19 protein-coding genes are annotated in these 21,482 nt (G+C 64.5%); 14 read left to right on the forward strand and 5 right to left on the reverse strand.

Translation table 11 applies throughout. The annotated features are described in order from the left end of the window. Positions 1 to 23 precede the first annotated feature (23 nt). The 5 genes from ACNJ7E_RS02425 to ACNJ7E_RS02445 are packed head-to-tail and all read right to left on the reverse strand — an operon-like array spanning position 24 to position 7,022. A complete protein-coding gene (locus ACNJ7E_RS02425; protein WP_418339003.1) occupies positions 24 to 1,814 on the reverse strand; it encodes an acyclic terpene utilization AtuA family protein in 1,791 nt (596 codons plus the stop codon). Continuing rightward, entirely contained in the window at positions 1,811 to 2,632 is an 822-nt protein-coding gene (locus tag ACNJ7E_RS02430) for a TIGR03084 family metal-binding protein (RefSeq protein WP_418339004.1), read from the reverse strand. The genes ACNJ7E_RS02425 and ACNJ7E_RS02430 overlap by 4 nt, the downstream gene beginning before the upstream one ends. Beyond that, positions 2,632 to 3,411: an enoyl-CoA hydratase/isomerase family protein gene (locus ACNJ7E_RS02435; protein WP_109336040.1), complete on the reverse strand. Its 780-nt coding sequence runs from the start codon at positions 3,409 to 3,411 to the stop codon at positions 2,632 to 2,634. The genes ACNJ7E_RS02430 and ACNJ7E_RS02435 overlap by 1 nt, the downstream gene beginning before the upstream one ends. Next, positions 3,412 to 5,415, reverse strand: a complete 2,004-nt coding sequence (locus ACNJ7E_RS02440) for an ATP-binding protein (RefSeq protein ID WP_418339005.1) — start codon at positions 5,413 to 5,415, stop codon at positions 3,412 to 3,414. 8 nt (positions 5,416 to 5,423) lie between these two features. Further along, a complete protein-coding gene (locus ACNJ7E_RS02445) occupies positions 5,424 to 7,022 on the reverse strand; it encodes an acyl-CoA carboxylase subunit beta (RefSeq protein ID WP_072949362.1) in 1,599 nt (532 codons plus the stop codon). Positions 7,023 to 7,249: 227 nt separating this feature from the next. Between ACNJ7E_RS02445 and ACNJ7E_RS02450 the strand changes: the two genes are divergently transcribed. The 14 genes from ACNJ7E_RS02450 to ACNJ7E_RS02515 all read left to right on the forward strand — a co-directional run bounded on the left by ACNJ7E_RS02450 (position 7,250) and on the right by ACNJ7E_RS02515 (position 21,479). Then, positions 7,250 to 7,810, forward strand: a complete 561-nt coding sequence (locus ACNJ7E_RS02450) for a flavin reductase family protein (protein WP_072949364.1) — start codon at positions 7,250 to 7,252, stop codon at positions 7,808 to 7,810. 48 nt (positions 7,811 to 7,858) lie between these two features. Beyond that, a complete protein-coding gene (locus ACNJ7E_RS02455; protein ID WP_418339006.1) occupies positions 7,859 to 8,446 on the forward strand; it encodes a hypothetical protein in 588 nt (195 codons plus the stop codon). Between the two features lie 442 nt (positions 8,447 to 8,888). Next, entirely contained in the window at positions 8,889 to 9,302 is a 414-nt protein-coding gene (locus ACNJ7E_RS02460; protein ID WP_005563683.1) for an SCP2 sterol-binding domain-containing protein, read from the forward strand. Between the two features lie 47 nt (positions 9,303 to 9,349). Beyond that, positions 9,350 to 10,588 carry an acyl-CoA dehydrogenase family protein gene (locus ACNJ7E_RS02465; protein WP_072949368.1) on the forward strand — a complete coding sequence of 413 codons (1,239 nt, stop codon included), beginning with the start codon at positions 9,350 to 9,352 and terminating at the stop codon, positions 10,586 to 10,588. 579 nt (positions 10,589 to 11,167) lie between these two features. Then, positions 11,168 to 11,884 (forward strand): MlaE family ABC transporter permease, encoded by a 717-nt coding sequence (locus ACNJ7E_RS02470; RefSeq protein WP_230990442.1) that lies wholly within the window; start codon positions 11,168 to 11,170, stop codon positions 11,882 to 11,884. After that, entirely contained in the window at positions 11,881 to 12,735 is an 855-nt protein-coding gene (locus ACNJ7E_RS02475) for an MlaE family ABC transporter permease (protein WP_072949370.1), read from the forward strand. The genes ACNJ7E_RS02470 and ACNJ7E_RS02475 overlap by 4 nt, the downstream gene beginning before the upstream one ends. Before the next feature lie 15 nt (positions 12,736 to 12,750). Then, the gene (locus ACNJ7E_RS02480) at positions 12,751 to 13,947 is read left to right on the forward strand and encodes an MCE family protein (RefSeq protein ID WP_072949372.1); all 1,197 of its coding nucleotides are present in this window, start codon (positions 12,751 to 12,753) and stop codon (positions 13,945 to 13,947) included. Then, positions 13,947 to 14,969: an MCE family protein gene (locus ACNJ7E_RS02485; protein ID WP_016881222.1), complete on the forward strand. Its 1,023-nt coding sequence runs from the start codon at positions 13,947 to 13,949 to the stop codon at positions 14,967 to 14,969. Before ACNJ7E_RS02480 ends, ACNJ7E_RS02485 begins: the two co-directional genes overlap by 1 nt. Further along, positions 14,966 to 16,213, forward strand: coding sequence for an MCE family protein (locus tag ACNJ7E_RS02490; RefSeq protein WP_072949374.1), 1,248 nt, complete (start codon positions 14,966 to 14,968; stop codon positions 16,211 to 16,213). The genes ACNJ7E_RS02485 and ACNJ7E_RS02490 overlap by 4 nt, the downstream gene beginning before the upstream one ends. Before the next feature lie 17 nt (positions 16,214 to 16,230). Next, the gene (locus ACNJ7E_RS02495) at positions 16,231 to 17,493 is read left to right on the forward strand and encodes an MCE family protein (protein WP_418339007.1); all 1,263 of its coding nucleotides are present in this window, start codon (positions 16,231 to 16,233) and stop codon (positions 17,491 to 17,493) included. After that, on the forward strand, positions 17,493 to 18,638 hold the full coding sequence (locus tag ACNJ7E_RS02500) for an MCE family protein (protein ID WP_418339008.1): 1,146 nt from the start codon (positions 17,493 to 17,495) through the stop codon (positions 18,636 to 18,638). The genes ACNJ7E_RS02495 and ACNJ7E_RS02500 overlap by 1 nt, the downstream gene beginning before the upstream one ends. Then, positions 18,635 to 20,056 carry an MCE family protein gene (locus ACNJ7E_RS02505; RefSeq protein ID WP_418339009.1) on the forward strand — a complete coding sequence of 474 codons (1,422 nt, stop codon included), beginning with the start codon at positions 18,635 to 18,637 and terminating at the stop codon, positions 20,054 to 20,056. The genes ACNJ7E_RS02500 and ACNJ7E_RS02505 overlap by 4 nt, the downstream gene beginning before the upstream one ends. After that, on the forward strand, positions 20,056 to 20,733 hold the full coding sequence (locus ACNJ7E_RS02510; RefSeq protein WP_072949382.1) for a hypothetical protein: 678 nt from the start codon (positions 20,056 to 20,058) through the stop codon (positions 20,731 to 20,733). Before ACNJ7E_RS02505 ends, ACNJ7E_RS02510 begins: the two co-directional genes overlap by 1 nt. Continuing rightward, the gene (locus ACNJ7E_RS02515) at positions 20,730 to 21,479 is read left to right on the forward strand and encodes a hypothetical protein (RefSeq protein ID WP_072949384.1); all 750 of its coding nucleotides are present in this window, start codon (positions 20,730 to 20,732) and stop codon (positions 21,477 to 21,479) included. Before ACNJ7E_RS02510 ends, ACNJ7E_RS02515 begins: the two co-directional genes overlap by 4 nt. Positions 21,480 to 21,482 lie beyond the last annotated feature (3 nt).

Raw genomic sequence — 21,482 nt, forward strand, 5'->3', positions numbered from 1 at the left:
GGGCGGCGGTCGCCGCCGGTGCGTCAGTTGGTCTCGGGGAGCAATGTCGTCGGGATGTCGGTGTGACGGGCGCGCAGGTACTCACCGAGACTCTTGGCCTGTGCATCGGTGCGGGTCGAGGACGCCACGCCGTCGCCCAGGAATCCGACGATGACGAAGTTCAGTGCCCGAAGGTTCGGGAGCTCGTAACGGTGTACGGGCAAGGATGCCGCCTCGGGGACCAGGTCGATGAACTTCTCGACGGTCAGGTGACGGCGCAGCCAGTTCCACCGTTCCGGGGTGTCGGTCCACACACCGACATTCGCCTTGCCACCCTTGTCGCCGGAGCGGGCGGCAACGACGGACCCCAACGGTAGACGAGTGGTGGATACCGTGTCGGCCACGTCCGTGTGCGGCGTCGACGGTGCCGGCGTCAGTGCCGGTCTCTGGGTCCGCGGGCAGTGGTCGATGAGGTCCTTGGTTCCGTCGGCATGGAGGACCACATGCTCGATTTCGTTCGCCGGGATGAGTGAGGGCCAGTAGACCCCGAACTCCGATGCCGACGACGGCGGGGTGGTGGTGTGGAAACCCGCATAGCCGGCGACGGCGATCTCGGTGACCGAGTTGGAGAACGCGCGGTCGACCTTGGCGCGATCGGCATCTTTGACAGTTACCCGCAGGTGCGCTGTCGATTGAGCGGCGGTGGGCGGGTCGGGAATGTCGTAGCGGAGCAGTTGGATATCGACGTCGTCGAACTTTTCTTTCCCACCCAGGATCTCGAACAGCTCGTCGACCGCCCAGGCGGCCTTTTCTTCGATGTCGAGTCCGGTGAGGACCAGGGTCATCGTGTTGCGGAAGCCGCCGATGTAGTTCATTGCCACCTTCAGGTCGGGCGGCGGGGGACTTCCCGTGGTTCCGGCCACCCGGACCCGGTCGGGTCCTTCTTGGGTGATCTCGATGGTCTCGAAGTGCGCGGCGACGTCCGGGTTCAGGTAGAGGGGGCCATCGATCTCATACAACAACTGGGCCGTGACGGTTCCCACGGACACCAGGCCCCCGGTTCCGGGGTCCTTGGTGATGACAAAGCTCCCGTCGTGCGCAATTTCGGCGATCGGGGAGCCCGGATACCGACGATCGTGCACTTCCCGGATTTGTGAATAGTTGCCCCCCGTTGCCTGCGGGCCGCACTCGATGATGTGTCCGGCTGCCACCGCCCCGGCAAGGGCGTCGAAGTCGGTGCGCCCCCAGCCGTGCCACCACGCGCTGGTGCCGACGACGAGTGCTGCGTCGGTGACGCGTGGACAGATCACCACGTCGGCACCGTTGTTCAGTGCTGCGGCGATACCCCAGCCACCGAGGTACGCGTTCGCCGACACCGGGCTCACCCCGGCCTCTGCCAGCGTGAGCCCCTTGTCGAGGTGCCGGAACTCGTGCCCGTCGGCCAGGAGTGATTCGAGCCTTGGCCGGATGTCATCGCCCTCGAGATGCGCGACGGACAGATCGAGCCCCTGATCGGCGATGAGCTTGCGGACCTCGTCGGCGAGACCGGCAGGATTGAGGCCGCCCGCATTCACGACGATCTTGATTCCCTTGGCGGCGCAATCGGCGAGTGATTGACGGGCCTGGGTGAGGAACGTTTTCGCGTAGCCGGTGGCGGGGTCCTTCTTGCGGGCCTTCCAGAGGATGAGCATGGTCAGTTCGGCCAGGTAGTCACCGGTGATCACATCGACCGGGCTGCCGTCCACCATGTCGCGGAAGGCCGAGAGCCGGTCGCCATAGAATCCCGATGCGTTGCCGATACGGATCGGCCGACGCGGGGCGTCAGACTCTCTCATCGGGTTCCTCCAGTGGTTGACGGGGCGGCGAGACTGGGTCGGCCGGGGCCGGGGGCCCCGGCGAAGGCTTGGGCGATGCCCATCCAGGTGTGAGCGACGGGGCCGGTGACGACGAGGCGAGTGTCGGCCACGTTGCGTCGTTGCGTGACGACGAGGACGAAGTCCTCGGCCGGACCCACGACGGCGTTCTCGGCGTCAGCGTGCCCCCACGTCCACGCATCGGCGTCGGGGTCCGGGGCTTGCAGCACCACCCGGACAGGCTGCTCGGGCACCGACAGCCCATTGAGCTGATGGGCGAAGGCGAAGGTACTCACCCCCAGGTGCGCGATGCTGCGCAAACCCGGACTGGCCTGATGTCGTACGCCGAGGGCATCGTAGATATCCCGGCCGTGGGCCCACGTCTCCATCAACCGTGCGGTTGCCGAAGAGGCGGCACTCATATCGGGTCCGTACCAGGGCATCCGTGCCTTCGGTTCGGTCCGTCGCAGCGTCTTGAGCAACTCGCTTCGAGAGTGCACGAACCAGTCGATCAGGTCCTGGTGGGACATCGTTCGCAGGTCACGAGCAATCCGGTCCGGAAAATCCATTCCGCCGGCAATCAGGGCGGCGGATTCTTCGCGGAACCGCTGGGGATCGTCCATCGCGGTTCGTGCGGCGTCGTCGAAGAAGGCCAGATGCGAGACCTGATCGCGCAGGGCCCAGCCCTCGGCTGGGGTATCGATCTCCCATTGATCCGGTGTGAGGTCGCGAAGAACGAGGATCAGCCGTACGGTCTCGACATCGAGGTCGTCGAGAAGTGCCTCATAGTCCAGTGCCATCAGTGCCCCTTCCAGTGCGGGCGCCGTTTTTCGCTGAAGGCGAGCATTCCCTCTTGCGCGTCGTCGCTGAGGTACACCGGTTCCCAGATCTTTTCGGCCATCTCGAACGCGCCGGACAGTGGATGCTCGGCGGTCAGCTTGGCCGTCTTCTTTCCCGCACTCACCGACAACGGGGCATTCGCTGCGATCAGCTCGGCGAATCGTTGTGTCGCGTCGGCCAATTCGCCGGGCTCGACGACGCGGTTGACGAAGCCGATCTCGTAGGCGCGCTGGGCAGTCAGGGCCGCGCCGGTGAGCACGATTTCCATCGCAATCCGCGGCGGGATCATCAGCGGCAGCGGAGCCGCCCAGGGCGAGCCGCGGCCGATCTTCACCTCGGAAATGGCGAAGGTTGCCGTACTCGAGGCGATGCAGAGGTCGCAGGTCTGTGCTAGGAGGAAGCCGCCGGCGAAGGCGGCGCCATTGACCGCCGCGATGGTCGGCTTGTCGACCTCGATGTTCCGCCCGAACTGGGGAACGAAGTCCACGGGCGGGACGGTGAGTTGTTCCTGGCTCATCTCCTTGAGATCCCCGCCGGCGCAAAACGCCTTGTCGCCGCTGCCGGTGAGGACGAGGACCTTCGCGGACTCGTCGTCGTTGAAGCGCCGGACGCCGGCGAACAGGCCCTCTCGGACCGCGCGGTTGAGACTGTTGCGGGCATCGGGACGGTTGATCGTGAGCCAGGCGATGGAATTGCGCACCTCGTAGGTGACTGCCGCGGTGGAGGCGTCGTGTGCCATCTATGCGTCCTCCTGCCCGTCGTGCACCACGGCGAGCACGGTGCCGGAGTCGACCTGCTGGCCGACGGTGACGGGAAGCTTTGTCACCACCCCGTCAATGGGGGCCTTGACCGTGTGCTCCATCTTCATGGCCTCGAGCACGACGACGGCGGCCCCGGCCGTGATTTCGTCTCCCTCGGATACCTCGATCCGCACCACCGCCCCGGGCATCGGCGCGAGCAGGGAACCGGACTCCTGCACATCGCTCGGGTCGGGGAACCGCTCCACCTCGTGCAGTTCGGTGGCACCGAGGGCGCTGTTGACGAAGTGCGCGGCACCGTCTCGGACGATCGAGTAGCGGCGGCGCACACCCTCGATGACCGCGTCGACGAGAGTGGGGGAGGCCTCGATCAGCTCGATGTCTTCGATGTCACGTCCGTCGGCGGCCGCGTTGAGCCGGTCGCGGAGAAACTCGTATGCGATCTCGATCTCGTTGTCACCGTTGCGGAACAGCACTGCCTGCGGTGCACTGCGGACGGTGCGGAAGCCGGAGGGCAGTCCCGGCAGCGTCGGCGCCGTCGCTCGTCGCTCGGTCTGAGCGGCGAGTGCGGCGACGAGCGCGTGGGTCGCGGTAGTGGCATCACCGTTCACACGACTGGCGGTCAGATCGGCGACCGAGTGCCGGTCGAGGTAGCCGGTGTCGGTCTGACCGTTGCGGAACTCGGGTTCTCGGAGAATGCCGATCAGCAGGTCACGGTTGGTGGTCACGCCGTGGATGAGTGATTCGTCCAGGGCCCGGGCCACCCGGTCGCAGGCCTCTTCCCGGGTACGGCCGAATCCGATCACCTTCGCCAGCATCGGATCGTAGAAGGTACTGACGGTGGACCCCGAGGCGAATCCGGCGTCGACGCGGATGCCGGGGAGGTCGGCGATCTCGAAGGTGGTCAGCTTCCCGGATACCGGCACGAATCCGGCCGGTACGTCCTCGGCGTAGAGCCGAACCTCGACCGCATGTCCGTTGAACTCCGGTGATTCGATCTCGGGGGGCAGCTTCTGGCCGGCGGCGACGAGGAGCTGGCCGCGCACCAGGTCTGTTCCGGTGACGAGTTCGGTGACCGGATGTTCCACCTGCAGTCGGGTGTTGACCTCGAGGAAATAGAAGGCGCCGTCGGGTGCCATCACGAATTCGACGGTGCCGGCGCCCTCGTAGTTGAGTGCCTTACCCGCCGAGACCGCGGCGGCGCCGAGTTCTTCGCGCAACTCCCGGTCGACCGCCGTCGAGGGCGACTCCTCGACAATCTTCTGGTAGCGACGCTGGATGGAGCATTCTCGTTCGCCCAGATGGACGACGTTGCCGAAGCTGTCACCGAAGATCTGCACCTCGATGTGCCGCGGCGACTGGACGAACTTCTCCAGGAAGACGGTGCCGTTGCCGAACGCCGACTGTGCCTCGCGGCGGGCGCTGCGGACCGCTTCGACGATCTCGTCGCGGTCGTTGACGATCCGCATCCCGCGGCCGCCGCCGCCGAACGCGGCCTTGACCAGGACCGGCAATCCGATGTCGTCCGCCGCCGCCCGCAGCCGCTCGGGATCCTCGTCGGATTCGTTCTCGATCACCATTCCCGGCAGCACGGGGACTCCCGCATCCGCCATGATGCGTTTGGCCTCGATCTTCGATCCCATCGCGGCGATCGCTTCGGGTGAGGGACCGACGAAGATGATGCCCTCGTCCTTGCACCGTCGTGCGAAGTCCTCGTTTTCCGAGAGGAACCCGTAGCCGGGGTGGATGGCGTTCGCGCCGGTTCGGTGTGCGGCCGCGACAACCAGATCGACCTGAAGGTAGGTGTCGGTGGGGGTGGTGCCGGGAAGGTGGATGGATTCGTCGGCCTCGAGCACGTACGGCGAGTGGCGATCGGCGTCGGAATAGAGCGCCACCGTCGAGATGTCCATTTCGCGCGCCGTCCGGATGATGCGCGACGCGATTTCGCCTCGGTTGGCGATCAGCAGCTTGGTGATCGTTGACACTGCGGTACTCACATTCTGAAGACGCCGTAGCCACGCTGGCCGGCAATGTGGTTGGAATGGGCGGCGGACAAGGCGATCGCGAGGATCGCACGGGTGTCACGCGGATCGATGACGCCGTCGTCGTAGAGGCGTCCGGAGATGAAGAAGGGATGTGATTCGGCTTCGATCTGTTGCTCGATCGCGGCGGTGCGTGCGGCATCGGCCTCCACGTCGAATTCACGACCTGCGGACTCTGCGGCGGTCTTGCCGACAATCGACATCACGCCGGCGAGTTGCTGGGCGCCCATCACCGCGAGCTTGGCATTGGCCCACGTGAACATGAAGCGTGGATCGTATGCGCGGCCGGACATTCCGTAGTTTCCGGCACCGAAGGAGCCGCCCACGTTGATCGTGATGTGCGGGACCTTGCTGTTGGTGACCGCATTGATCATCTTGGCACCGTCCTTGATGATGCCGCCCTGCTCGTACTCGGTGCCGACCATGTAGCCGGTGGTGTTGTGCAGGAAGATCAACGGGGTGTCGGTCTGGTTCGCCAACAGGATGAATTCGGTGGCCTTCTTGGCCTCTTCGCTGAAGAGAACGCCGCGGTGGTTGGCGAGGATTCCGACCGGAAAGCCGTGGATCGACGCCCACCCGGTCACCAGGCTGGACCCGTAGCGTGGTTTGTACTCGGAGAACCTCGAGCCGTCGGCGACCCGGGCGATGACATCGCGGGGATCGAACGGGACCCGCGGGTCCCCCGAGGCGATACCGAGGAGTTCCTCGGGGTCGTACAGCGGGTCGTCGGCGGTCGCGGACGGGGCGGGCCCGAACTTGCGCCAGTTGAGGTGGCTGACGATGTCGCGGCCGATTCTGATGCAGTCGTTCTCGTCGACGGCGAACTGGTCGGCCACACCGGACACGCGCGAGTGCATGTCGGCGCCCCCGAGGTCCTCGTCGTTGGCGTCCTCTCCGGTGGCCATCTTCACCAGCGGGGGACCACCGAGGAACACCTTGGCCTGTTTGTCGACCAACACCGCGTAGTCGCACATGCCGGGGACGTACGCGCCGCCGGCGGTAGCATTGCCGAAGACCAGCGCGATGGTCGGAATTCCCATCGACGACAGCTCGCTCAGGTCGTGGAAGATCTTGCCGGCGAACACGAAGAGTTCCGATTGCGTCGGCAGGTCCGCGCCGCCCGACTCCACCAGGTAGACCACGGGCAGCCGGTTCACGCGAGCGATCTCCAACGCGCGCAGATTCTTCTTCAACGTGAAGGGATTCATCGTGCCGCCCCGCACCGTGGGGTCGTGGGCGATGATCATGGTTTCGACGCCGGAGACGACGCCCACGCCCGTGACGATGGCCGCCCCGACGTTGAACTGAGTTCCCCACGCCGCCAACGGTGACAACTCCATGAACGGGGCATCGCGGTCGATGAGAAGCTCGATACGTTCGCGGACGAGCAGGCGTCCGCGATCGTGGTGACGTTGGGTGTACCGCTGGCCACCACCGGCGATGACGAGTTCGAGTTGCTCATTGAGCGCGGCGACCGCGGCGAGCTGAACTCGGCGGTTCTCCTGATAGGTATCCGATGACGTGTCGATCACCGAGTCGAGTACGGGCATCCGTACGCCTTTCTGTCAGATCTGGGGACTCTCACCGACGAGGGCGAGCATCGAAGCTGTGACCAGAGTAACCCAAAAGTGAATCGCCGTACACTTACATCTTGAGATCACCCAGAATCGGCGCTATCGTAGGTGGTAACGCAGCGGCAATCTCAGATCATGTACATCAGGCTTCACTAAATGCCGAGGAAGATCGCCGTCGGCTGCAGAGAACCCTTCCCGCTTGAATGGAGAATCCGTTGTCCCAGTCCCTCGACAACTCCGCCCACAGGGCGGGAGCGTCCACCACCATCGATGCCGATCTCTACCGGACGGCACTTCGTCGCCATCCTGCCGGCGTCACGATCATCACCCTCGACTCCGCGAACGGACCGGTCGGGTTCACCGCGACCTCGTTCTCGTCCCTGTCACTGAACCCGCCACTGGTGTCCTTCAATATCGCACACACCTCGTCGAGCATCGCTGCTCTACACCAGGCGCAGTCGTTGATCGTCCACTTGGTCGGAGATCACCAACTCCCACTCGCGCAACGCTTTTCCGCGAGTGCCGATCAGCGATTCGCCGACGAATCGGCCTGGGTGACATTGTCCACCGGAGAGCCCCTCCTGCGCGGCACGCACTGCTGGTTGCGGACCGGTGTGCATCAGCTGATCGAGGCCGGCGATCACACCTTGGTCATCGGGGCGGTCGAGGAAATCCACATCGAAGACCCCGACGCAACGTCGGACGCGGCCCCCCTGCTGTATCACGAGGGCCGCTATCACCGGGCCGTACCGTTCGGGTCGTAGACCGCCACGGCCACTGCCTCCCCGCACCCCCACTGGAGAAAATGTGCCATGACACGCCTGCACGGAACGTCCCGACCCGCCCTGAGGATCGCCGCGGAACTCAACGGCCACGGCCACCACCCCGCGCTCAGCATCGACCCCCGGGCCGGACGTCCAGAGTCTCGCTGGGTTGACCTGCGCCGAGCCGACGACGACGGCGGTCTCCCGCACGATCACGCGACGATCGTGCGGATACAGGCCGCAGACATGGCCCAAGCTCATCGAGAACGCGCGACGCTGCGATCGGAGATCCAGGCCAAGGGAGGCCATCCCGACGACATCGCGGTGCTCGTCGACATTGCGGTGCTCATCGCCCCGGAGGCCCGGACCGCGCGCAAGGAACTGATGACGCTCGACAGCACGCTGCCCGGCCCACGGCCGAGCGAGTCCCTGGAATACATCGGCACGCCCATCGGACTCGCCAGCCTGATCGCGGATCTGTACGTCGTCGGCGTCGTCGACGGCGTCACCCTTCTGCCAATGTCGGAACCCGCAGTGCTGGACCACGTTGTGAACGAGTCACTGCCGTGGTTAACGCTGCGAGGGGTCTACCCGCCCCCCAGAGGGGCAGCCCTGGCACGAACACCCCTCCGGTAGATCGTTGCTGTAACTCGCTCACGAAGGCCGCGTCGAAGACGACGCGGCCTTTCCGCGTTTCGACGGGGGAGGGCGCTGCCATCCGCCGACCTGAAGATCTGTGGGACGCCGGAAGCGGATGAGGCGCGCAAGGCAACCGTGTACTTCCGCCGTCTGCCACCCCCGAGCCAGATCCGGCGAACCTCGATCCGGTCCTGCCAAGTCCAAACGGCCGACACTCTCCCTGTCGTTCCGCTTGAAACTGTTGCGAAATAGCCCATCTCGGGAACCGGCGAGCTCGTCGCCGGCGCGCAAAGGCACCCTCAGGGCCGTGCGGGCATCTCGAACTGCGTCGCCGACTTATCTCCCCAACGTGGGGGTGAAATCCCTCTTCAGAGGGGTGTGGACACGGAGTGACCGCTGCCACACTTGGTTCATCCAGCACCGGAACCGAAGGGTCGACATGAGTACATTCGCCAACGCCGACGAGGTCTACACCTATATCGGTGGAATTTTCGACAGAGCCACGAAGGAAAAGACCTTCATCGACGCGACCGCGGGGACCGGTCTGGTGATCAAGCTGATCCAGACAGATCCGGACGCGGTGATGATCATCGACTTCCCGGGACAGAAGGTCACCACGGGCGATGCGACCGAGGGAATGGCGTCCACGGTGCAGTTGCGGATGTCGTCGGACAACAGCAACAAGTTCTGGCAGGGCAAGCTCAACTTCACCCTCGCGATGGCACAGCGGAAGGTCAAGCTCGACGGCAAACGCTCGGTGGCGCTCAAGCTTCTCCCGCTCACGGGCGGCCTGTTCGACGTCTACAAGCAGCTTCTGAAGGAAAACGGCCGCGAAGACCTCTTGATCGACTGACACCACGCTTGAACAACTCATTTAACGACACAGCAATTGGAGTGCACATGCTAGAGCAGGACATGACCGACGAAGAGTTTCAGCCCTACTTCGAAAAGGCGGAAGAGCTGTCCAAGTTCTTCCGCGAGATCGGCCCCAAGTACGACGCGGAAAACACGTTCGCATACCCGTCCATCAAGGCGTTCAAGGAATCCGGGCTCGGAACCCTTCCGGTGCCGAAGGCGTTCGGCGGGCCCGGCGGCAACCTGCTGCAGGCCTCGAAGGTCATCAGTGAGTTGTCGAAAGGCGACTCCGCAATCACGTTGGCCTACAACATGCACTACATCATGGTCGGCATCGCCGGCAACCTGATGAGTGAAGAGCAGAACAAGTACTGGCTCGGGCGCGTCGCCGACGGCGAGATCATGTTCGGTCCCTTCTCCGAGCAGCGGGCCGGATTCAGCGGTCTCGCCGACATGAAGGCCATTCCCCAGCCCAACGGCGGATGGAAGCTCTACGGCAAGAAGACGTGGGGAACACTCTGCGAGGCCGCGGACATCATCACCACCAACGCGACGATCACCGACGCCGAGGGAAATCTCCCGGAGGACTTCCAGGACCGCGTCAACGCGGAGAGCTTTTTCATCGGCGACTTCAACGTCGACGAGAACGGCCAGGGAGACGGCATCCGCATCGAAAAGACCTGGGACGCTCTCGGTATGCATGCCACCGGTACGCAGACCATCCACTTCGATGGCTACTACGTTCCGGAAGACGGGTTCATCTGTGAGTGGCGCTCCGGTGCGTTCGGCGTCCTCGAGTGGGCGTCACTGATGTTCGCGAGCATCTACCTGGGTATGCAGTACCGCGTTCTCGAGGAATCTCGCGCCACCCTGTCGAAGAAGACCCTCGGCGCCACCTTCGGTGCCATCGTCGCAGAAGACACCAAGGTCTCCGGCGTCGGCCACATCATCGACGGTATCGGCGACATGGCCTCGCGGGTGGAGATCTCGCGCCGGGTCCTCTACCAGACCTGCCAGGAACTCCTCGACGGCAAGGACGACGAATGGCCGTTGGAGCTCCGCTTCCCGTACATCGGCCTGGCCAAGACCTTCGTCGCCGAAAACGTCATGCACATGACCAGGCACGCCATGAGCATGGCCGGTGGGTCGTCGTTCCGTAAGGGGGCGATCTTCGAGCGTCTGTACCGCGATTCGGCGGCCTCGATGTTCCAGCCGCTCAACTCCGACCAATCTCGCACGTACATCGGCGAGTATCTTCTGCAGCCCGAGCAGCTCAACGACTGATCGGCTGCCACGAAGCCCTCCGGTTTCCTGTCCCGAGCAGGACGCCGGAGGGCTTTCGTGTACGCGCCGAGAACCCCATCCGCGCGCGGCGACAGCAGGGGCGACAGGGGTCTGTAGCCGCGTCGCCGGCGGTTGTCTCCTTGCCGCTGGGCGGGTCGGCCGTTCCCTACGCCGCTACGGGAGGTCCCACGGGCGAAAGTACATTGCGGATCACTTTCTCCTCCCCTCATCCCCCCTCGGGGGGAACTCCGACGCGGTTTCCTGCCACTTCGGGGTGAGATTGCTCCCCCAAACGGAGGAAGTGAATCGCAATTTACTTGTGTTGTGATCGAGCGTAGCCCTACCATTCAAATGTGATGCGGCGCACAACATATCTGGTTGTGGATGGGCCCGAGTAGCCCGATTAGTCGCTCGACACACTTCATTTTCCATTTGACGAGGAGGAAACCGGTGACCGGTTCCCCACCGCTCGCTGTAGATCCGCGTGCACCGGGCCGCGACGACGCGCCTGTCCGCAAGCCCGGGAAGGCTCGGATCTGGGCCGAATCGGCAGTGCGGCCCCTGGGCGCATTCTTCGAGATGTGCGCGGCGACATTCCGGGCGCTGTTCCGGCCCCCGTTCCAATGGCGAGAGTTCGTTCTGCAGTCCTGGTTCATCGTTCGTGTCGCGTTGCTGCCCACCCTGCTGGTCGCGGTGCCGTTCACCGTTCTGGTGGTCTTCACCCTCAACATCCTCCTGGTCGAGTTCGGTGCTGCCGACCTGTCCGGTGCCGGTGCGGCACTCGGCGCGGTCACCCAGATCGGCCCGCTCGTCACCGTTCTGGTCGTGGCCGGCGCCGGAGCCACCGCGATCTGCGCCGATCTCGGAGCCCGGACGATCCGCGAGGAGATCGACGCCATGAAAGTCCTGGGCATCGACCCGATCCAGCGTCTGGTGGTCCCGCGCGTGCTCGGCTCCACCCTGGTGGCGCTGCTGCTGAACGGGCTGGTGATCACGATCGGCATCGTCGGAGGCTTCTTCTTCTCCGTCGTCTTCCAAAACGTCACCCCGGGCGCATACGTGTCGTCTCTGACCTTCGTCACCGGATTGCCGGAGGTCATCATCTCCGAGGTCAAGGCGTGCTTGTTCGGGCTCATCGCGGGTCTGGTGGCGTGCCATCGTGGGCTCACGGTGAAGGGCGGCCCGAAGAGCGTCGGCGACGCCGTCAACGAGACGGTCGTGTACGCCTTCATGGCCTTGTTCGCGGTCAATGTGATTGTCACCGCCATCGGCGTGAAATACGGAACGGGGCGATGACCGTGACAGGCAGCCTGACCGGCAAACGACGAGCATCGAAGGTCGCGGCGGCGCCGCTGCGGTTCCTCGAATCCCTCGGTGAACAGGCAGTCTTCTTCTGGCGAACCATCCGGTTCACTCCGCACGCCCTGAAGACATACTCACGCGAAACCCTCCGGCTGATCGCCGAAATCGGCATGGGATCCGGGGCCTTGGCGGTGATCGGCGGCACCGTGGCGATCGTGGGATTCATGACCTTCGCCGGCGGAACCCTCGCCGCTATCCAAGGATTCAACTCGCTGGGCAACATCGGCGTGGAGGCACTGACCGGGTTCTTCGCCGCGTTCTGCAACGTGCGGATCATGGCACCCGTGGTCGCCGGTATCGCGCTGGCAGCGACCATCGGTGCGGGCGCCACCGCCCAGCTGGGGGCGATGCGGATCAGCGAGGAAATCGACGCACTCGAAGTGACCGGCATCCGGTCGATGTCCTACCTGGTGTCGACCAGGGCCATCGCCGGCATCGTCGCGATCATCCCGCTGTACTCCATGGCCGTCATCATGTCGTTCCTCGCGGCGCAGGTGACGACCACCGGGATCTACGGCCAGTCCGCCGGCGTCTACAACCACTACTTCTTCACCTTCTTGCGGACGAGCGACCTGTTCTGGTCCTTCCTGGAGGCCTTACTGATGGCCACCGTGGTCATGCTGATCCACTGCTACTACGGCTACAACGCCGCCGGTGGCCCCGCCGGCGTAGGCGAGGCGGTCGGACGGGCCGTACGCACATCACTGATCGCGGTGGTGATGGTGGTTCTGTTTGCCTCACTTGCCATTTACGGAACATCCGGCAATTTCAACCTGGCCGGTTAGACGGGGGACGCGCTGATGGGAACACGCAACAAATCACACTACAAACAGCCACCGCTGCGGGTCGCCGGCGCCGCGATGCTGGTCGGCGTCATCACGGCCCTGGTGCTGTGCATGCAGACATTCCGCGGGGCCTTCGAGGAAACCGTTCCGTTGACCGTCGTCGCCGACAGGTCCGGCCTGGTGATGGAACCCGGGGCCAAGGTCCAACTCAATGGTGTCGAGATCGGCAGGGTCAAGGAAGTCCAGCAGGTGGCCGGCACCTCGCGACTGAGCCTCGATATCGATTCGGCACGCTTCGACCTGCTCTCGGCCGACACCACCGCCGAGATCAAAGCGACGACGGCGTTCGGCGCCAAGTATGTCGCACTGACCAGCGCAGGACAGGACAGCAGCCCGCTGGCCGCAGGAAGTGAAGTCCGGTCGGGCAACGTCACGACCGAGATCAACACCGTATTCGAGAACTTGACGTCGGTGATGCACCACGTCGACCCGGCGAAGCTGAACTCGGCACTCGGCGCGGTCGCCGAGGGTCTGCGCGGCCGCGGGGAGCAGCTCGGCGACACCATGGTCAAGGCCGATTCCGTCCTCGTTCGACTCAACCCAGCTCTGCCGCAACTGCAGAGCGACCTCCGCGACACCTCCACCGTCGTCAACACCTATGCGGATGTCGCGCCGACCCTGATGGACCTGCTGAAATTCGCCTCCACGACGTCGGATTCGGTCGTCGAGAGAGAGGACCAACTCGATGCGACGCTGACCGCGGCGGTGAACTTCGGCAACGACGGCGCGGCGCTGACCAATGACCTCGAACGCGGGCTGGTCGATTCCATGCGGCTACTGCTGCCGACCACCGGCCTTCTGTCCAAGTACAGCCCCGAGATCACCTGCCTACTGCAACAATCCGTCGACGCGCGCAATGCGCAGATGCACGCGTTCGGTGGCAACACCGGATACTCCGCCGACCTCGATGTCGGATTCCTTCCCGGCGACGACCCGTATCGCTACCCCGAGAACCTTCCGAAGGTCGAGGCCTCCGGCGGTCCGGGCGGGCAGCCGGGGTGCTATCCGATGATCACCAAAGACATGTACCCGGCGCCCGTGCTGGTCACCGACACCGGCGCCTCGATCGCCGATTCGACCACCCCCCGTCTGGGTTCCCCGTTCTTCGTCGACTATCTGTTCGGGAATATCGTGGGAGGGCCTGCACGCTAATGAAAATCACTGGAACCATTGCACGTTTGGCCCTCTTCGCGGTGATCATGGTGCTCTTCACCGCCGCGGTCGTCGTGGTCTTCTCGCAAGTGCGATTCGGCAGCGAACGAACCTACAAGGCCGCCTTCGCGGACGCATCCGGTTTGAAGTCGGACGAGTTCGTGCGGGTCGCCGGCGTCGAAGTCGGGAAGGTGAAGTCCGTCGAGATCGTCGACGAGGCCACCGCCCTGGTCGAGTTCTCGCTCACCAAGGCCGTGCCGTTCACCGAATCCACCAAGCTCGCCGTGCGGTACGAGAACCTCATCGGAGCCCACTACCTCGAACTGCTCGACAGCCCCGGGTCCAACACCACACAGCCCGAGGACTCGACCATCCCGGCAGATCGCACGATGGCCGCGCTGGATCTCGACGCCCTGATCAACGGCTTCCGGCCACTGTTCAAAGCACTGGACCCCGACCAGGTCAACAAGCTCTCCACCTCACTTGTGCATGTCCTGCAAGGACAGGGCGGAACGGTATCGGACTTCCTGAAACAATCCGGCGAACTGACCTCCGCACTGGCCGACCGGGATCAGCTGATCGGCTCGGTGATCGACAACCTCAACCGGGTCCTCGGCACGGTCGACGAACACAACAAGCAGTTCGACGAAGGTGTCGACAAACTGCAGCAAGTCATCAGTGGACTCTCCGAGCAGTCCGACCCGATCGGCGATGCCCTGGTCCGCGTCAACGACGCGTCCGCCTCCGTCGCCGACCTCCTGGTGAACGCCCGCCCGGCGATCAGGAACGACGTCACCGAGATCGGACGAGTCGCCGGCAACATCAATGCCGACAAGGACTACGTCAACTGGGCGCTCAGCGCACTCCCCGATGCGTATGGCCGCCTCGCCCGACTCGGACTCTACGGCGACTTCTTCACGTTCTACCTCTGCGATGTCACATTGAAAGTCAATGGCCCTGACGGCAATCCCGCCCTCATCCCGATCATCGGACAGCGGGCAGGAAGGTGTACAGCACAGTGAGCCGAACACAGAAATCCAACACCGTACGCACCGGTCTGATCGGCGTCCTGGTGGTCGCGGCCCTGGTGCTGATCTCGGTCAACTTCGACCGCATCGCCTCCACACTGAGCTCGTCGGTGACCTACACCGCATACGTCGGTGACACAGGCGGGCTCGAGACCGGCGACAAGGTGTTCCTCTCCGGCGTCCACGTCGGGGATGTCGAAGACATCGACCTCGACGGCGACAAGGTCCGGATCGCATTCAGCGTGGACGGACCGCGTCTGGGCGAGGCCTCCGAGGTATCGATCAAGACACTGACCGTGCTCGGACGAAAGTTCCTGCAGGTGACGCCGAAGGGCGACAAGGCGCTCTCACCCGATCAGCCGATCCCGCTCGAGCACACCTCCACCCCCTATCTCCTGACCGATGCGCTCGGCGACCTGTCCACCACCGTGAGCAACTTGGACACCGACCAGGTCACCAACGCACTGGACACCCTGAGCCAAACTCTCGATCAGACCGCACCGAACCTCAGTGCCGCGCTCGACGGGGTCTCCCGGCTCTCGGACACCGTGGGCACCCGTGACCAGATGGTCAAGGATCTGTTCCACAACGCGGAGTCACTGACCAAGGTCCTCGGCGGACGCAGCCAGCAGATCAACAAGCTGCTCCTCGACAGCAACACCCTCTTCACCGCGCTCGATCAGCGCCGACAGGCAATCGACACGCTCCTGGTGAACCTGTCCGCCGTCACCGCGCAGGTGGCATCGCTGGTCGATGACAACGAAGCCCAACTCCGACCAGTACTCGATCAACTCAACGGTGTGACAGCACTTTTGAACGAACGTAAGGACGATGTGAAGAAGGCGATCCTGCCGGCAAGCCAATATGTCACCTCGCTCGGTGAATCGGTGGCCTCCGGCCCGTTCTTCAAGGCCTACATCATGAATCTACTTCCCGGCCAGTTCCTGCAGCCCTTCATCGACGCCGCCTTCCGGGAGCAAGGCGTCAACCCCGGCACGCTCAACGGGCAAAACCAGTTCCCGGTGACATGTGGACACAACGCGGCCCCAGGACTGGTCCCGCCCGGCCACACCACCCCGCTACCCGATCCGAGCACCTGCCCCGTCCAACCCGGCGACCCCGCCGCTCCCGCAGCCGCTCCGGCCCAGCCCGGACCACCCGCACTGCCGGGCCTGCCTGGCCTGCCGCCACTCCCGCAGCTGCCTGGACTTCCGCCGCTACCCGGACTGGGAGGATGAGCATGTTCGCGTCTTTGATGACACGCGGATCGACCCGACGGCAAATCACCATTCTGACCATCGTCGTCCTCCTCGTGGCCGGAATGCTCGGCCTCGCATGGCGTGCGTACGACCGCGTCACCACGAGGTCCGCGGTCGCGTACTTCGAGAACACCAACGGTCTGTACGTCGGGGACAAGGTCAAGATCCTCGGCGTCGACGTCGGGGTGATCGATTCCATCGATCCGGACGGCGAGCGGATGCGGGTGGGGTTCCACTACGACGCCGACTACAAGGTCCCTCAGCAGGCCAAGGCGGCGGTACTCTCGCAGAGCCTGATCTCCTCACGTGCGATCCAACTGACACCCGCGTACACCGGCGGCCCCGAACTGAGTGACGGCGGACAGATCCCGATCGAACGCACCGCTGTGCCAGTGGAATGGGACGACCTTCGGGAACAGCTGCAGCACCTCGCCGAATCGATCGGCCCGACCGAGGCCAACAAGGCCGGCTCTCTCGGTGACTTCGTCGACACCGCAGCCGAGTCGTTGGCCGGCAAGGGGGACGACATCAACTCGACATTGACCAAGCTCTCCGATGCCATGTCCACGATGTCGGACGGCCGCGATGATCTCTTCGCCACCGTGCGCAACCTGCAGGCCTTCATGACCGCACTCGCCGCTAGCGACGATCAAATCGTCGAGCTCAATCAGAACGTCGCCTCGGTGTCGTCGGTGCTCGATAACTCCGATCAAGAACTGGCGACCGCATTGCAGAACATCGATGCGATGACCAGCCGGCTGGGGCAGTTTGTCAAAGACAACCGCGACGGGCTCAGCAAATCGGTGAGCGACCTCGCCACCGTGACAACGTCGTTGAACGAGATACGGCCCGACATCGAGCAACTCTTGCACGTCGGTCCGACGGCGATCCAGAACTTCTACAACATCTATGAACCCGCGCACGGGTCCTTCACCGGCGCGCTGGCTGTCACCCAGCTCCAGAACCCGGTGCAGTTCATCTGCGGTGCAATCCAGGCGGCAAGTCAGCTCGGTGCCGCCGAGGCGGCGAAACTATGTGTCCAACAGCTGGCACCGGTATTGCAGCTCGTGCAGATGAACTACCCACCGGTCGGAATCAACCCGGTGGCCGGCAAACAGGTCAGACCCGAGCAGATCGACTACAGCGAAGAGTGGCTGCGCGGCACGGTCCCTGCTCCCGCAGCCGTCGAGCCCGTCGGCGCACCTGCGGGGCTGGCAGGGCTACTCGGAATCCCGGCACCCGCTGGAGGTGGGCGATAATGGCCAACAACAAACTCACCCGGGGTGCCCTCGTGGCACTGGTCGTCGGATTCACCCTCACGGTGTCGGGGTGCGATTGGCAAGGCGCCAATTCCCTGCCACTGCCAGGAACCGCCGGTTCCGACGACGGCGCGTACACCGTCAAGATCGAGATGCCGAATGTGACATCGATCCAACGCAACAGTCGGGTACGCGTCGGCGATGTCACGGTCGGCAACGTCGACGATGTGCAGCTCGCCGGATGGCACGCCGTCGTCACGGTCTCACTCGAGTCCGACGTCCACCTCCCCGGCAACGCGACGGCGAAGGTGGGGCAGACCAGTTTGCTCGGTTCGCTGCACATCGAACTGGCACCACCATTGACGGAACCGCCCGCGGGCGAACTCCGCGACGGTGACACGATCCCGATCGACAACGCCAGCACGTATCCGACCACGGAACAGACACTGGCGTCGGTGTCGACCGTGCTCAACGGCGGAGGCCTCGCACAGATCCAGGAGATCAGTGGTGAACTCAACGCCGGGTTGTCCGGGCACGAGGTAGAAGTCCGCGACCTACTCAATCAAGCGGACACGTTCAGCGGCAGTCTGAACGAACAGCGCGACGACATCATCACCGCCGCCGAAGGCCTCGATCGCCTTGCCTCGACCGTCGACCAGCAGAACGCCGTACTGGCCGGCGCCCTCGAACGGATCCCGCCCGCGCTCGCCATCCTCGACGAACAGCAGAGGAAGCTCACCGACACGGTGACCTCCGTCGGAAACTTCGCCGACTCGGCGAACCGGGTGGTCACGGCGAGCTCGCAGGACGTACAGACCAACGTCCGTGAGCTCGAGCCGGTATTGCGCGAACTCGGCAACTCCGGTTCCGACCTCACCCAGGCATTGGGGCTGCTTCCCACGTATCCGTGGCCGCTGGAAAACATTCCGAAGTTCTTCAAGGGTGACGCCGGCAACCTCTCCGCCACCGTCGATCTCACCATGGGACGCCTCGACCGAGGATTGCTGCAGGGCACACCCCTCGAGGGGTCGCTCACGAACGCCGAAACCGCCCTTGGTCGTACGGAGGGTCGAATTCCGGCGGTCTCGACGAAGAACCCGCTGACGGCGGGACTCGACAACGTTGCGATGAGGGGTACCCGATGATTCTGTCGAAATTCGTCAAGATCCAGCTGATCATCTTCGCCGTCCTCACCGTCATCGCCCTGATCACGATGGGTGTCGTGTACATGCGGTTGCCCGCGCTGGTAGGCATCGGGCGCTACTCGGTCGCCGTCGAACTTCCGACGAGTGGTGGGCTGTACAGCAGCGCGAACGTCACCTATCGCGGGTCGACCATCGGTACCGTCACCGACGTCACGCCCACCGCCGGCGGGGCACGTGCCACGTTGAATCTCGATAGTTCGGTCAGCATCCCGGTCTCAGCCGAGGCCCAGGTGCACAGCAGGTCCGCGATCGGCGAACAGTACCTCGACTTCGTTCCCAGCTCGCTCGAGGGACCGTTCCTCGAGGATGGGGCGGTCGTTCCGACGAGCCAAGCGAGTGTGCCGCAAGACATCGGACCGATGATCGACACCCTCAACGCCAGCCTCACCTCGATCCCGCAGCAACAGCTGAGCGCACTGATCGACGAGACCCACACTGCGTTCGAGGGCTCCGGCCCCGCGCTGCAACGGATCCTCAACGGGTCCGACCGTGTCCTGGATCAGGCCTACACCGACGCCGACGCCACCACCACGTTGATCAACGACGCGGCACCATTTCTGGACTCCCAAAAGGTCAGCAGCCCCGCGATCCGCGAGTGGGTGGCGAACCTGGCGGGCACCGTCCAACAGGCCGAAGCGAATGACCAGCACGTCCGGCACATCCTGGAAACCAGCCCCGCAGCGGCCAGTGAAGCAAGTGCACTCTTCCAGCAACTGCACCCCACCGCTCCGCTCCTGGCGGCCAACCTGACCAGTCTCGGTCAGGTCGCGGTCACCTACAATCAATCACTGGAACAGCTGCTGGTACTGCTGCCCGCCAGCGTCAGCGCCCTCAAGACGATCAACGTCCCCGATCAGGGAACGTCCAACGGCGCATTCCTCGACTTCAACCTGAATCTGAACGCACCCCCGCCCTGCACGACCGGGTTCCTCCCGGCCTCCGAACGGCGCGATGGCTCGGCCGTCGACGCTCCGACGCGCACATCGGACCCGATCTTCTGCGCGGTGCCGCAGGACTCGTCGGTTGCCGTGCGCGGCGCACGGAACCTGCCGTGCATGGACACACCCGGCAAACGCGCCCCCACCGTGGAGATCTGCAAGAGCGACGAGCCGTTCATTCCGTCGGGAACCAACCCCTGGGTGGGGGACCCGACACCGACCACCGGCAACTCCGCCGCCCCCGCGTCCCACACACCGGAGACGCCCGCCCCTCAGATCGGGACGGCAAGCTACAACCCACGGTCCGGCCAGTATCAGGGCAGCGACGGCAGAACATACACGCAAACAGATCTCAGCCACACGGGATCTGCGCACGGTGAAACATCGCCCGTACAGGCGATTCTGACAGGAGGCCACTGATGCTCCGACGCAAATCCGAGACCGTGTCGGATGTCGCCGCCGTCCGCGCCGCACTCGACGCACGGCAGGCCGCCGAGGCGGCCGTCCAGGCGGCCGAGGCAGCAGAAGCCGCGGCCGCCGCACAGGAAGCAGGCGATACCGGCGACATACCAGCCGTCCGCCACGATCCGCGGCGCCCCAGACCAGGTACCCGCCGATGGAACACCCTCGCCGCGGCGCTGTTCGCGGTCGTCCTGGTGGGCCTGGTGGTGGCCGCGGGCGCCCTCGCACACGCGCACCGCAACAGCCAGGACGCCAGCGACCAAGATCTGGCCATGCTCGGCGCTGCCCGGCAGTCAGTCCTCAACCTGATCTCCCCGAGCTCGCAGGATCCCGCGGCCGGCGCGGATCGCATCATCAACGACGCGACCGGCTCGTGGCTCACCGAATTCGAAGGCACTAAAGATCAGTTCGTCTCCGCCATCGCGGAATCGAAGACCGAGTCGAGCGGCGAAATTCTCGGTGCGGGCATCGAGGACCGAAACGACGACGGCAGCACGACCGTCCTGGTATCGGCGGTGTCGAAGGTAACCAACGCCGCCGGCGCCAAGGACGAGCCGCGAACCTGGCGTCTACGAGTCGGCATCGTCGATGTCGACGGGTCCTACAAACTGTCAAAGGTGGAGGTCGTGCCATGACCTGTGAACTCGAGAACAAAAATGTCGCAGCGGAACCAACACAGGAACCGCCCGCAGCGGCCGAACCGAACCCAGCCAACGCCCGTCACGCCGTCTTCCTCAGATGCGGACTCACCGTGGTCGCACTCGGTGCCCTCCTGGCCACCGGGGCAGTTCTCGAGTTCCCCCTCTGGTTCATCCTTTCGGGCGCAATCGGTGTCCTCGCCATCGGCGCTCTGACCTACCGCAGTGAAATCGCGTTCACCCGCTCCGCCACCATCAGAGGGCGGCGCACGCGCACACTGGTTGCGGTGGCGCTCCTGGCCGCTTCGGCGGTGGCCTTCGCCGCCGTGGCACACCTGCACCTCACCGTCTCCGGCGAACGCACCGAACAGACACGGGCCGCTGTCGCGGAGAAGGCCGGTGCACTGACCGCAGGGGTCCTGACCTACAAGGCACCCACCGTCGAGGACGACGTCGCCCAGGCCAAAAGCCATCTGACCGGCGAATTCTTGGACTCGTACTCAACTCTCACCGCCGAGACGATAGTCCCGCAGGCGAAGCAAGGACAGGTCGAGACACATTGGGAAGCGAGCGGAGCGTCGGTAATTTCCGCCGAACCCGACTCCGCGGTGGTACTCGTCTTCCTCCGCGGCACCACGGCCAGCGCCGCGAAACCAGATCCGACATACCTCTTCAGCAGTGTACGAGTACGCATGGAGGCGTCCGGCGATCAGTGGCTCATTTCCCAACTCGAGCCCCTGTGAAAT

The organism is Rhodococcus mengyinensis (assembly GCF_048381435.1).
GTDB lineage: Bacteria > Actinomycetota > Actinomycetes > Mycobacteriales > Mycobacteriaceae > Rhodococcus_F > Rhodococcus_F opacus_D.

What these genes read in the sequence shown, in the direction of transcription:
- ACNJ7E_RS02425 (WP_418339003.1), bottom strand. Translation starts at nt 1,814, where the DNA reads ATGAGAGAGTCTGACGCCCCGCGTCGGCCGATCCGTATCGGCAACGCA.
- ACNJ7E_RS02430 (WP_418339004.1), bottom strand. Translation starts at nt 2,632, where the DNA reads ATGGCACTGGACTATGAGGCACTTCTCGACGACCTCGATGTCGAGACC.
- ACNJ7E_RS02435 (WP_109336040.1), bottom strand. Translation starts at nt 3,411, where the DNA reads ATGGCACACGACGCCTCCACCGCGGCAGTCACCTACGAGGTGCGCAAT.
- ACNJ7E_RS02445 (WP_072949362.1), bottom strand. Translation starts at nt 7,022, where the DNA reads ATGCCCGTACTCGACTCGGTGATCGACACGTCATCGGATACCTATCAG.
- ACNJ7E_RS02450 (WP_072949364.1), top strand. Translation starts at nt 7,250, where the DNA reads ATGGAGAATCCGTTGTCCCAGTCCCTCGACAACTCCGCCCACAGGGCG.
- ACNJ7E_RS02455 (WP_418339006.1), top strand. Translation starts at nt 7,859, where the DNA reads ATGACACGCCTGCACGGAACGTCCCGACCCGCCCTGAGGATCGCCGCG.
- ACNJ7E_RS02460 (WP_005563683.1), top strand. Translation starts at nt 8,889, where the DNA reads ATGAGTACATTCGCCAACGCCGACGAGGTCTACACCTATATCGGTGGA.
- ACNJ7E_RS02465 (WP_072949368.1), top strand. Translation starts at nt 9,350, where the DNA reads ATGCTAGAGCAGGACATGACCGACGAAGAGTTTCAGCCCTACTTCGAA.
- ACNJ7E_RS02470 (WP_230990442.1), top strand. Translation starts at nt 11,168, where the DNA reads ATGTGCGCGGCGACATTCCGGGCGCTGTTCCGGCCCCCGTTCCAATGG.
- ACNJ7E_RS02475 (WP_072949370.1), top strand. Translation starts at nt 11,881, where the DNA reads ATGACCGTGACAGGCAGCCTGACCGGCAAACGACGAGCATCGAAGGTC.
- ACNJ7E_RS02480 (WP_072949372.1), top strand. Translation starts at nt 12,751, where the DNA reads ATGGGAACACGCAACAAATCACACTACAAACAGCCACCGCTGCGGGTC.
- ACNJ7E_RS02485 (WP_016881222.1), top strand. Translation starts at nt 13,947, where the DNA reads ATGAAAATCACTGGAACCATTGCACGTTTGGCCCTCTTCGCGGTGATC.
- ACNJ7E_RS02495 (WP_418339007.1), top strand. Translation starts at nt 16,231, where the DNA reads ATGACACGCGGATCGACCCGACGGCAAATCACCATTCTGACCATCGTC.
- ACNJ7E_RS02500 (WP_418339008.1), top strand. Translation starts at nt 17,493, where the DNA reads ATGGCCAACAACAAACTCACCCGGGGTGCCCTCGTGGCACTGGTCGTC.
- ACNJ7E_RS02505 (WP_418339009.1), top strand. Translation starts at nt 18,635, where the DNA reads ATGATTCTGTCGAAATTCGTCAAGATCCAGCTGATCATCTTCGCCGTC.
- ACNJ7E_RS02510 (WP_072949382.1), top strand. Translation starts at nt 20,056, where the DNA reads ATGCTCCGACGCAAATCCGAGACCGTGTCGGATGTCGCCGCCGTCCGC.
- ACNJ7E_RS02515 (WP_072949384.1), top strand. Translation starts at nt 20,730, where the DNA reads ATGACCTGTGAACTCGAGAACAAAAATGTCGCAGCGGAACCAACACAG.